Annotated in this window: 11 protein-coding genes; 1 reads left to right on the top strand and 10 read right to left on the bottom strand. The window is 41.7% G+C overall.

The features are described from left to right. Positions 1 to 44: 44 nt before the first annotated feature. The 10 genes from RMY64_RS02365 to RMY64_RS02320 all read right to left on the bottom strand — a co-directional run bounded on the left by RMY64_RS02365 (position 45) and on the right by RMY64_RS02320 (position 10700). Positions 45 to 2243 carry a putative baseplate assembly protein gene (locus tag RMY64_RS02365; protein WP_322671275.1) on the bottom strand — a complete coding sequence of 733 codons (2199 nt, stop codon included), beginning with the start codon at positions 2241 to 2243 and terminating at the stop codon, positions 45 to 47. Next, on the bottom strand, positions 2240 to 2653 hold the full coding sequence (locus RMY64_RS02360) for a GPW/gp25 family protein (RefSeq protein ID WP_322671276.1): 414 nt from the start codon (positions 2651 to 2653) through the stop codon (positions 2240 to 2242). Before RMY64_RS02360 ends, RMY64_RS02365 begins: the two co-directional genes overlap by 4 nt. Positions 2654 to 2788: 135 nt before the next feature. Beyond that, positions 2789 to 3283 carry a DUF3368 domain-containing protein gene (locus tag RMY64_RS02355; protein WP_322699198.1) on the bottom strand — a complete coding sequence of 165 codons (495 nt, stop codon included), beginning with the start codon at positions 3281 to 3283 and terminating at the stop codon, positions 2789 to 2791. After that, on the bottom strand, positions 3280 to 3528 hold the full coding sequence (locus RMY64_RS02350) for a UPF0175 family protein (protein ID WP_322686899.1): 249 nt from the start codon (positions 3526 to 3528) through the stop codon (positions 3280 to 3282). Before RMY64_RS02350 ends, RMY64_RS02355 begins: the two co-directional genes overlap by 4 nt. Before the next feature lie 265 nt (positions 3529 to 3793). After that, a complete protein-coding gene (locus tag RMY64_RS02345; protein WP_322694060.1) occupies positions 3794 to 4291 on the bottom strand; it encodes a PAAR domain-containing protein in 498 nt (165 codons plus the stop codon). A gap of 48 nt (positions 4292 to 4339) precedes the next feature. Further along, positions 4340 to 6073: a VgrG-related protein gene (locus RMY64_RS02340; protein ID WP_322699197.1), complete on the bottom strand. Its 1734-nt coding sequence runs from the start codon at positions 6071 to 6073 to the stop codon at positions 4340 to 4342. A gap of 101 nt (positions 6074 to 6174) precedes the next feature. Further along, the gene (locus tag RMY64_RS02335; RefSeq protein WP_322699196.1) at positions 6175 to 6753 is read right to left on the bottom strand and encodes a hypothetical protein; all 579 of its coding nucleotides are present in this window, start codon (positions 6751 to 6753) and stop codon (positions 6175 to 6177) included. A gap of 37 nt (positions 6754 to 6790) precedes the next feature. Beyond that, a complete protein-coding gene (locus RMY64_RS02330) occupies positions 6791 to 9913 on the bottom strand; it encodes a hypothetical protein (RefSeq protein ID WP_322699195.1) in 3123 nt (1040 codons plus the stop codon). A gap of 23 nt (positions 9914 to 9936) precedes the next feature. Next, positions 9937 to 10461, bottom strand: coding sequence for a phage tail protein (locus tag RMY64_RS02325; RefSeq protein ID WP_292725611.1), 525 nt, complete (start codon positions 10459 to 10461; stop codon positions 9937 to 9939). Beyond that, positions 10461 to 10700, bottom strand: coding sequence for a hypothetical protein (locus RMY64_RS02320; RefSeq protein WP_322699194.1), 240 nt, complete (start codon positions 10698 to 10700; stop codon positions 10461 to 10463). The genes RMY64_RS02325 and RMY64_RS02320 overlap by 1 nt, the downstream gene beginning before the upstream one ends. 194 nt (positions 10701 to 10894) lie before the next feature. Here RMY64_RS02320 and RMY64_RS02315 point away from each other — a divergent pair, with 194 nt between their 5' ends. After that, positions 10895 to 12154: a hypothetical protein gene (locus RMY64_RS02315; RefSeq protein ID WP_322699193.1), complete on the top strand. Its 1260-nt coding sequence runs from the start codon at positions 10895 to 10897 to the stop codon at positions 12152 to 12154. Positions 12155 to 12393: the final 239 nt, after the last annotated feature.

Raw genomic sequence — 12393 nt, 5'->3', positions numbered from 1 at the left:
AATAACTAATGACAAATGACAAATGACAAATTACGAATTACGAATTACGAATTACGAATTATTTGGATGTCGTGATTGGAACGCAGATTTGTATCAGCCCAAGAACATATCAAACCTTCCGATCCCGGATCGATCAATTGTTCTGGTGATGGTTGTCGTCGCCAATTTTCTCCTTGCTTGCGGATGGGAAATAGCAAGACGGGGCCTAAATGACGCACGCCTGGGGTTTGTTGCAGTAATGCGACAATATCTGATGTATAAACTGGTCGCCCAAATAGCCAACCTTTGCCGTCGATTCCTCCAGTTAAGGGATTTAAATATTTATACAACGATCGCCTTAAATTCCGGCGAATTTCTTCGCTGGCAAAAGGATTATTGTATGCTGGCTCTAGAGCAATTTCTGTCTGTACCGAAACGCCTACGTAATTCGGCTCTTGTAACTCTACTTGTACCCCTAATAAGCGTCTTTCATCTAAATAACTCAAAATTTGCTCTTGGAGGGCATTACTGAGAGCAAAATCTTCTGGTGTCATCCCATTGCCTTGGGCGATCGCATCTGTATTTGCATAAGGAACTACCAGTAAACTAACTATACCAGCTTGTCTGCGAGAATTTGCTGGCAAACACCGGACGCGAGCGATCGCACCAGCACCCGCCTGTTGAGTTAAAACTTCAAAATCTTCAGCAGTGACGGCGCGATCGCGCGTGCGGAGGATGCGGGGAGCCTTCATTACAGCTTGTTCCAGCGATTCGGCATCCGCCCCATTGATTGCTGGTACGCGATTGACCACACTAGCAATGTATGGATATGCAGACTTCAAAAACTGAATTGCCCCAGTTTGAACATTGCCTTCTCTACCGCCGCCTGTACGATAAGTAACCATCCTAATCTCTGCACCACGGGGAGGAATCGCCCCATATTGGTGTTCCGACTGGTTATTTTCGAGAACTTGTACAGATGTGTCATCTAGTGATGGTTGCTGAATTCTTGATCTTACCTGAGTATGCTGTTTAAGTTGACTAGGTTCCCGAATCAGCGGCCCAAACTGGATTGTACCAGTGATGGAATCGATGGTGTAATGAAAGTTATGCGGTCCAGAATCAGCAAAATCTCTCACTTCAGTCCACTTTTGCGGCAAACCACCAGCCGGAGTAACTAAAATATACTCATCTTCTCGGCGTTCTAAAATTGGTGCTGTTTGTAACTGGAAACTTTGACCGGGTGTACCATCACTAATTCCCAATCGCTCATCTTGAATCAGCGTACTATGGCTAGCCCTAACAGTACCGCCAATTGAACGCACTGCTAAACCAATAATTCGTGGCGGACGATTGTAACCAGTTTCATTCGCTTCTGTGCTTACAAAGCTACAGCGCAACCAGCGACCTCGATAAGAGGTAAAATTAGCCACAGGCCAAATTTGCGGTAAATGCAGACGTACCTCTGCACCTTGAGACGGGTTTTCACCTTCTTGGGCGATTTCATAAAAACTGAAACCGCGAGTTTTATCATCTGATTCTTGCAATAAAACTGATTGCCAATTTTCCCCATCCCAAGCTTCCCATCTCCGGGGTGGTTGATTGGGGTTAATTCCCGCAGGGGTAGCCGCAGCCCCTTGGAAAATAATTTCTAAAACATTAGCGTCTAAAGGATCGTCAGAATTTATTGCTAAATAAAAGCAATTACCAGGCTGGGGTTCTTCTTCAAATATCGGTTGTTCGTTACCTGTCCAGTAACCGTTAGATTGACGAGTCCAGGAAGTTGTGACTCTTTCGCGCAGAGATTGGGGAATATCTTCGGTAGTTTGGGCAGTTAAGAAATGTTGGATGCGGGGTTTGCCGATAATTAGAGGAGAATCTGTGCTGAAGGTAATTGCTTCTGTAGTTTCAGTGCGGATAGTTGAAGCTTCTAATCCTGCCGGAATCGTGTAGGCTTCAGGTAATGCAGCGCTTAAATAAAAAGTTAATTCTGTGCGGGCTGGGGCGGGAGGCTGGAGACGAATACCTAGTAATTCTAAAAAAGCAACATAATTTTTTCGAGGTACTTGGTTGAATCTGAGCAACATTTGGTCAGTTAACCAAGCAAATAACTCAATAAGCGTAATTCCTGGGTCGCTGAGGTTGTGGTCAGTCCATTCTGGACAATAGCGAGGAATACGCATGATACATTCTTGCACCAAATCATCAAAGGCGCGATCGTCTAAGTTGGAAGAAGGTAATTTCGGTAAAAAATCAAAGTTCACGATTCCTCCCCAGCTGACACCAAATAATAAGGATAAACAAAACTATAAATATCGGGACTGTCTTTGAGCCGATAATTGATGATGATGTCCACTCTGCCACGCACTGGATCGGGATCGGTGATAACTTCATCGATAGTAATGCGTGGTTCCCAAACTTCTAAAGCTTCCAAGACATAAAGGCGGATTCGCAGTAGGGTATCGCTATTTAAAGGTGCAAACGCCAGTTCCGATAAGCGCGAACCAAAGGTAGGTCGATAAACTCGCTCACCTACACCTGTGCGGAGGATAATCCAAATAGATTCTTTAACTTTTTGATCTTCACGGCTAAGTTGTATCCCACCTTGCACGTTTAAATGCAATGGATAAGCCCAACCTGTTCCCAAATAGGCTCGATCGCGACCATAAACCATATCTGGCACTTAGACAGCTGTTACATGGATATCTTCAAAGATATCGGCACAGAAGGTTTAAGCCTATTCGCCAAAGGTCGAGATAATTACCGATTCGTAATTCGTAATTCAAGACTGATTGCCTTCCCCTTTGAATTAAGTTTCGTCCGCTATATCCAAAATCTGATTGTACAAGGCTGAAGATACTCTAAACTCTGATGTGGCAATTAGTGCATCGATCAAGGGTTTTACAGCAACAATCAATTTTTTTCGCTTTGCCTCAACCAATATATCTAGCAATCCAGTAATCTTGACTCCTAAACGATTAGCTTCCGCTCTGCCACGACGCTCATCAATCAATAGCAAATCTGCATCAAGTTCTAGGGCAAGAGCGATCGCCTCAGACTCTCCAGGATCTAGCGTCACTTCATTTTGAAGACGCTCAACAACCTCGCGGTTAATGACTTGTCTAACCTCTAACCAGGAAGCCGTTTGAACTTCGATGGTTCCCGGAACAGGGAGATCGATATCTGCGAGTTCACGATATACCGCTTCAGGAATCGTGACTTGATTGTAGAGTTGAGGTAGCAGTTTTAAGTGGTTGATTGCTGCCAGACTTGTGATTGCCGATGTATCGCTAATGACGATCACAACCGCCCTAAATCTCGTAAATTCTTCAAATCCAGTTCAAAATCCTCAACATCATAAGAGTAAAGCGGAATATTTTGTTGCTTGAGAAGATGACGAAAAGCATTAAGGGGCATATCTGCTAATTTGCTGGCATAGCCCAACGTTAGATGGCCTGTTTGGAACAGGTACAATGCGATTTCTTGCCGAAACTCGCTTGGTGTAAGCTTAGATGCTTGCAAGATTTCGTCTGAAATGACAATACTCATAGCAGGACTACCTTACTGACTATACTTTCAGAGTAACCCAAAAACCTTTAAACAATGTCTGTGTATTACTCCCACCAAAAATTTCGCAGCACAACGCATGAATAGACCTCTTGCAAAAGTCCCTAACACCCCACCCCCAACCCCTCCCCGCTAGCGGGGAGGGGAGCGTTTGCGTTAGCAGATGCAGGGTGGGGTTCTTTATTTTTTATTTATGCAAGAGGTCTAATGACGGAGATTTTAGGCATTACGACTCTAACATCTTCACTCAGCCGCCAATCAAAACAGTGGGATTACCTTTGATAATTTTATTTGGTGGCCCCAATGCTTCTAAAACGGTGTCGCCCATGCGAGAAGCAGGCAAATTGTTAATCAGCACTGTCTGACTACCGTCAATCACAACTCCAGGGCCGTGGGGAGGGACGGGCAAGGGTGTGGCGCAATTATGAATATCAGCACCAGCAGCAGCAGCAGCGATCGCACTACCCATAGTAGCTGCTGATGTTGCCTTTGTAGTTTGTTCCGCAGCTAAGGCAGCAGGTGCCCCTGGTGTACCAGCTGCCGCTAAAGTAGCAGCCTCAGCGGCTTGAATAGCTGTATCAGAAGCGGTTTTGGCAGACTGCAAACCTGGTACTGCGGCAGCAAGCACACCTCGCCACGCAGGTAAAGACCCAATCAACACATTGGGACTACCCGGCCCTCCTGTTAACACTGGGGGTAAAGGATGCGCCACATTGTCAGTAATTCTTGCTGCTGGTCTACCCACGACAACCTCCTATTGTGTTAATTAGAATTACGAATTACGAATTACGAATTAATTAAGTCGAATCAACGCACCTTTAACTGTAATCGTACCGTTGGCTGAAATATCGATATTTCCGGCAGCATCTAATGACATATTACCTGTTGATTTCACTGAAACAGATTTAGCCATATCGTCCATTTTGATTCTATGACCACCTTTGGTTTCAATCTCTATACACTTTTGACTGTCATTAAGATATATTTTGTGACCGTATTCAGTTTCTACGCGAATACCTTTTTTACTAGTTCCTTTATCTTCTTCAACAAACTGTAAAGTATGACCTACACGAGTTTTAATGGTGCGTAATCTTACACCACTTGTAACTGAATCCCTTACCTTTTCCGGTGGTGCATCTTTGCCATTCCATACCCCGCCAATAACGTAGGGACGATGGATATCGCCATGTTCAAAACCTACTAAAACTTCATCGTTTACCTCTGGTAAACAGTCAAAACCTCTATTTTGACCTGCTCCCACAGCTACAACTCTCGCCCAGTCACTTGTATGTTCTTCTGTGAGCGTGGGAAACTTAACCTTCACCCTACCCCATGCCTCTGGGTCTTTATTATCAGTGACAATTCCCACTAATAAAGTCTCAGATGGCTGTAAGCGTTTTTCTGGGGATAGAGTTGTGAATAAGCTACCAGAACGTAGTCCCCGCACGCTGAAATAAGTTTCATAAACGCGTTGACTGAAGAAATGGCGGGTTTCTGTAACATAATACTTACCACTATAGCGATCGCCCATACCCTGAAGATTAATAACCCGTCCCGGTCGAATCTCAGGATTCCCTTCTGCTTTGGCATCTGCATAAACAAATTCTCCCCCTAGTTCATCACACAAAGCCTGAGCCATCGTGTCTGCTTGTTTTTTGCTGGCAACAGGTTTATCTACAACAATCATTTTGGGAGACTTAAGATTAGAAAATGCATTACTAGTACTACTTCCTAGCCGATTACCTGTCTCGGTTATTTGCTTTTCTTTCTTGGCTGTTCCACTAATCAATTTTTTCTGGGTATAGTCCCAGGCGCGTACTTCTACAGAACTTATCTGTTCAGCACTGGTAACGCGGGTACTAAATTTATTAATATCAACTAGCCATTTTAATGATAAAGATCCCTGAGTTTTTGGTTTGCAAAAATTGAGCTTTTCTTCTGTAATAAATAATTCAAAACCAATGCGGGCAGCCCTTTCTCGCAAAAACTCCATATTGGTTTGATTTTCTTGAAATACATACTTATGAACTTCACCAGTTGCTTCTATATTGCCAAGCTTTATGCCTACTTCTTTAACTATTTGCTTGACTATATCGCTATCAGTTTTATTTAAAAAAGAACGATTATAACGACCTCTGTGCAGACGATGAGAAATATCATAACCGCGAACAATGATATCAGCTTCAGATTTTTCATTGAAGTTAACTTCCATCGCTGTAATTTCGCCTTCAATGAGGAATTCTCCTACCTCCTCTTGGAAGTTATTATCTAGAGTCGTACTAGAAGTAAAACCCAATTTCACTTTTTTTCCAATTTTAAATAAAGGCTCATGTCGCCAAGCCTTGTTTTCTGGTCGGTCAGATGCGGGAATATAGCTGTTATGGATTACTAGCGTAAACATTGCTGGTAAATGAAGGCTTTCTTCGATTGTGATTTGCAACAAATCCTTCATTAATTCAGGAGAAGCCTGTTTTCCGTCTATTTGTATTTTAGGTTCGCTTAAATAAAGGCTTTTTTTTGCAGGCATAATTATTAATTTATAACTTATGGAATGTTCAGTAACACCTCTTTGGCTAAAGACGCGATGAATCGCGTCTCTACAAATGGTCTATTTGTCGCATTCTTTTTTCAAATTGGTATTACTTGTTTTGTTTTACTCAGTGTTTGTCCTTTTGGATCTCCCGCACGAGCATTGCCTGTAGAAGCAGATTGACGGCCTCCAGGAAGGTTATTCTTATCTACTTCTTGCAAGGCTATATCTACTAGTGCCCTTACTGGTGTACCATCACTCAAAAACATATTTAAAGTGTAGGTTAAACTCGTGATTACACAATAAAAATACTCGTTTCCCCATGTAAATATATAAACAGGTGGTCGTTTATCAGTTGCTTTACTGATAGTTTCTACTCCTTTCTTAATTTTATCTATATATTTTGTCATCACCGACTCTTTTGTTTCATAAGTATCATAAAGTAACTGCTTGAGCGTGAATTTGTAAGGTTCAACGCCAGAAAAGTTTACTTTCGGAAGTAGAGTAGTTCCTCTATTACCATCCTTACTTTCCCACTTAACAGTCCGAGAGAAACTAATATCTGTAGGATTAAACATTAATTCAATATCTGGCGCTTCACCGTTATAAGCTACAAGTTTAGCTTTCTCAAGTTGCGGTTGACGTTTTTGAATAACAATAATTGCTGGACTTGCCATTTGAGTATTCTCCTAAAATTAATTATTGAATACGAATTTACCAAGGTAATCTACCAGAGGAACCACCATGACGTTCTCGCTCAATTTCTATTCGTTGTCGTAATCTGCTATAAACTTCACGAGCTAGAGCTTCAATATCGGTGGTATCATCTTTATCATCTTCTTGAAAAATGGAGGATGCGCTCTCTATCGTCTCAGTTACTGGTGCTATTTCTCTAGATATGTCGGGTGGAGTAACTTCTCCACCATCAGCAAAGCCTCTAGCTGAAGGAAGATGTTTAGCAAAAACTTGTGGTGATTCTGAAACATGAGAAAGTTCATAATTTTGGCTATTAAATTCTCCATCATTAAAATTAAAACTAGTGAATTCATCATCATTTCCATTTAGTAAATCTTCCACACTCGACCATTGAGAAGGTGTATTTGACCATTGAGAAGATGTCTTAGTGGGAGAATTTGCTTTTCGGAAAATCAGGGGAGGCGACGAGTATTGAGGTGAGGATTCACCTACATCAATTGTTTCATTATGAAGGGTATGAATCTCTGGAGAATTGAGGATCGAAAGTCTCTGTTTACTAATATTTAACCCCAAGGAAGAAGGAATTAAAGAATTGGATATCTCAGATGAATCAGTCTCAGTACTTTTTAGCTGTAATGAAGTGTCTGAAAAAGAATCGACTTTAGTCGGAGTCTCTGGAGAAATTGTTTCTTCTGGTTCTGTGGAATTGGGTGTCTGTAAACTTGGAAGAATAATATCCTGCGGTGTTCCACCCGTGTTGATGTGATGTAGTAAAGGTAAATGCTTCTGTGCATCTCTAGTATTAATCACAAACTCCCCAGGCGTAAGCATTGCAGGTACTGTATCCGAGGCTGCTATTTGCTGGCGATTTTCAACGCGGGAATCTGTTACGTGGCCACCAGTAGCATAACCTTTAGGTGCTGGCAAATTTTCTGCGATCGCATTTTGCTCAACTTGAGGTAGTGTGTTTACCTCATTTTGTGGGGAGATGGGATTATCTGAGGTATCAACAAAGGTTAATATTTCAGGATTTTCTTCATTTGTTACCGCAGAGGTAAATTCTGATTCTACTATTTGTTCATTGTCAATAATTTCCCTGAAAATACTCGCAGTTTCACCAATCTCAGGCGATGTGGCGGTAATTGGTGCGATCGCAGTTTCACCAATTTCTGATGATGTAGGAGTAATTATTGGTGTTTCAGAAATCTCAGGTAATGTGGCGAAAAGTGGTGCGATCGCAGTTTCACCAATTTCTGATGATGTAGGAGTAATTATTGGTATTTCAGAAATCTCTGGCGATGTGACGGAAAGTGGTGCGATCGCAGTTTCACCAATCTCAGGCGATATGGCGCTAACTACTGGCGTTTCAGAAATCTCAGTTGATGTGGTGGTAATTGGTGCGATCGCAGTTTCACCAATCTCAGGCGATATGGCGCTAACTACTGGCGTTTCAGAAATCTCAGTTGATGTGGTGGTAATTGGTGCGATCGCAGTTTCACCAATTTCAGGCGATATAGCGGTAATTGTTGGTGTTTCAGAAATCTCAGGCGATGTGGCGGTAAGTGGTGCGATCGCAATTCCACCAATCTCAGATGATGTGGCGGTAATTGTTGGTGTTTCACCAATCTCAGGTGATGTAGGAGTAATTATTGGTGTTCCAGAAATCTCAGGTGATGTGGCGGTAAGTGGCGCGATCGCAATTTCACCAATCTCAGATGATGTGGCGGTAATTGTTGGTGTTTCACCAATCTCAGGTGATGTAGGAGTAATTATTGGTGTTCCAGAAATCTCAGGTGATGTGGCGGTAAGTGGCGCGATCGCAGTTTCACCAATTTCAGGCGATGTCGCGATTAGTGGTGCGATCGCAGTTTCACCAATTTCAGGTGATATGGCGCTAATTATTGGTGTTTCACCAATTTCAGGCGATGTCGCGGAAAGTGGTGCGATCGCAGTTTCACCTATCTTAGGCGATGTAGGATTAATTGTTGGTGTTTCAGCAATATCAGGTGATGTGGTAAGAAGTGGTGCGATCGCAGTTTCACCAATTTCAGATGATGTGGCGCTAATTATTGGTATTTCAACAATCTCAGGTGGTACTAAAATGGGCTGACTTTCTGTAAACTCGTTATTAGTACTCTCAAGATAGCTGTCACGTTGCAGTGAAGTCAGATTTGCTGAATCATCTGAGACATTAACCTCCATAGCAGACTGTGACTCTGAAATTACTAACGGTTCATGATTATCAGAGTTTCTGAATAAATTAGGTGTGTCTTCAATCTCGGCTGAGGTAGATGTTAGTTGAACAGGTATACTCGCTAGAGACTCACTTGAAACACTGGAATCAATTTCTTGTTGTATTGCAATAGTTTTTTTTGCAACTGAAGACTCAGAATTAGGTACAACAATATGCTCTACTACAGTATTTTCATCATTCGCCAAAGGATGAAGCAAAGTAGGTGCATCATCAAGTTTAGGTGAGGTTAGTGCTGACGGCAAACCTAGAGAGTTATCAACGACAGCATTATCCAGTTGCAATGTAGGTATTTCCAAATTAGTCTCAATAGACAGAGGCTCATCTGATGTTAATAAGCTCTTTTCATTACCATTAATATTAACATTGTTGTGAACACTCTTCTTAGCCACAGATGGTTTGGCTGCTTTCCTGGATTTGGATTTTTTCTCAAGTGGTTTTTGAGATTTATTCGCTTTTTTTGATTGAGATTTACCTTTAATATTTAATTGTTGCGAGGTATCATCACTTGTTTTTTTATCAATTTGATTTGGCAGTATATCTGGAATACTGTTTTTTACTATTTCATCAGTATTAATATGACTATTTTCGGGTAGAGGTATTGAATCAAAAAAATCAGATTCAAATAATGGTAAATCACTATTTATATCTTGATTATCCCAACTATCCCAACCTATCAATGGTTGTATCGGTGGTTCATTTTCACGAGATAATAAAAATTTAGAGGATGTAACTAATGGTAGCTTAGTTTGTATAGGACTAATAAAATTACTTCGTGAATGCAAAGAATGAGACTGTTTGCTCAATCCCATTCTTTCAGGACTAGATAAAGATGATATTACCCCAAGGGGATGAATATTGTTTCCTAGTGGAGATTGAATAATTTGCATAGTTATGATTGAAAAATAGCCAATTAGCTAGAAACGAAATATCCACTTTTTTGATTCCGTTGTACAGAAGTGCCTCCTCCTGTAGACCTTGCAACTTGTAAACCCTCATACGCTAAAGTTAATTCTTCAATGGCAACTGCCTTACCATCTGCTTGGAGTGCAGGTGTTTTCCAGGTTATAGGAATAGCACCAATCAAAGTCCAACTCATCATCGTTTCACCGGCTTGATTAAAAATCAAAATATTGACATTGCGTCGAGATGTTTTCTTCTGTTCATCAAAAACTGCATTCATCCAGTTCCAAAAACCTGGATGATCGGTAACTCCACGTTTAAGAGTGATGTCTGCAAATTCTGTATGACCTAAATAAATTCTTTGCTGGTCGTTAACACCACCTTCCTGAAAAACATTTTTCTTAATTTGAATACTTAATCCTGAACATTCCGCAAAAGATGCAGCAATAGAACTGTCTATTTCTACATAGAAACGATTAGTAGTGACATAATTTAATTCATGAGTAATGTTGCCATTATTAGCGCCTGTAGCCATCACAACCACCTTTGAGAATCATAACTACCTACCCTTTCGCGCTGCGATCGCAAATCTTCTAGCAAAAGTTTATACACGTGTTCTGTCAGCTGGTTCATCAGCCGTGAGTCGTTGAGATATTTACTTGCCGTTTTAGCCGCGTTGCTTGCATCAGATGCCGCCGAAACCCCAGCGTAGCCAGCAGTCCCGCCAACATCTCCATCGAAGGTGAAAAAATTTTGTTGCTGTTTTGAGTCCATAAATAAAAAAACTCTCCCTAAATCCAGGCTAAAGGTAGTGCATCAGAATCAAAAGTAGCCAAAAGTCGAACTTGCCCTTTGCCTGGATTCAGATTTTTGAGCAATTGTGTTACAAGCGCGATCGCAGTACTCTAAATTGTGATTAATAGTAAAATAATTTCTCTAGCTACTGCTTGGGCAACCAGGAAAAGAAAATGAGAGAACACGTCAGTCGGCAGAAAAAAACTACTACAGACTTCTCAATTCCATCCCTGAAACACCCAACACGTGGCTTTGGTTTGGAGTCGTCGGCAATTTCACGCCAAGCGGTTCCAAAAATACAACCACTCCATAAACCACTGACTCACGATATCAGTCGCATACCACTTCATACCCAAGCAAAACTCTCAATTAGCCAGCCTGGAGACAAATACGAACAGGAAGCCGATAGCGTCGCACAGCAGATGAAATCTCTGGACATACAACGACAACAAGCGCCAGAGAATGAGGAAGAATTACAGATGAAGCCGATGCTGAAGCGATCGCCGATGTTAATGATAGGTAGCGAAACAAGAGAACCTGTAATCCAGCGAGATATCGAAAATGCTACCTATGACAGATACGATCCAACAAGCGCCGAGGCATCTAGGGCTTTCTTCACAGCCTATAATGAAACTGTTCAAAAGGCATATAACTATGCAATCACCGTACCTAGTTTAGGAGCTTATGGGGAATTGAACGGTTACACCAAACTTTGGGTTCAAAAGTGGAATGAACATTTATCGCAAAAGCGCCCGAAGTTGATGGCAGCAGCCTTTGGATATGCGATCGAATCGTTAGTGAGTGACTCAAACTCGGAGTTTCACCCCAAAATCTCTGGAGAGTATTCAGTGGATACACAGGTAACGGTGGGTGGAACCCGTCCTGATTTAGTTTTGCGGTTAAAAAAAGGAAGCAACTATATTGCATGGCTAGACCTAACAGCCTCAGATAGTGTTGACCATATTTACACGAAGGATAATTGGTCTTTAAAAGTTAGCAATTTTGCAGAAGTTACCTATCCTTCTCTCGATCTTGGCACTTTAGCCTTCATGCAACAAAATAAAGACAATAAAGGCGGAATAAGCGAAGCGGATCTCAAAACAAGATTGGCTGTTGCTCAGGCAGAGTATGGAAAACGTAAAGGGCAATGGAAGCAGCTTGGTCAAAAGTTTGCTTTCAATCAGATTTGGAAAGAAATGAAGAAGAGTCGGGAGACCTTAAGTATGATGCCAGAATATCCACGACAATTTATCTTGGAGAAAATAAAGAAGGAATTCCAGATTGCTGAATTAGATGAAAAGCTGGTGCCAAGTATCTTAATTGCTATGGGCGTATCGGCAGCACCTTGGGGCTATACAACGGGATATAGCAGCAGTGAAAAAGCAGGTGAAGCATGGCTGATAGATAATGCGCCTGCTGAAGCTTCAACTTGAATATGTGCGATCGCCCGATCTTGTAGGGTGCGTTAACGAAGTAACGCACCGAACCAATAATTTGGTGCGTTACGGCGTAAACAACCAAATCGCCTGTCAAAATATCCAAACACGAACGCCTAACGCAGCCTACAAGAGATATTAATTCGGCATGATTGAAATTCACAATTTAACGCAGGGAAAGCAGAAGTTGCGACAGACTGCGCGAAACACCGAAACGCCTTGGCAGAAGTTAATTC

The organism is Nostoc sp. DedQUE08, assembly GCF_034530895.1.
Lineage (GTDB): Bacteria > Cyanobacteriota > Cyanobacteriia > Cyanobacteriales > Nostocaceae > Nostoc.
The sequence above is the reverse complement of the archived record's forward strand: the minus strand, read 5'-3'. Positions and strand labels throughout refer to the sequence as shown.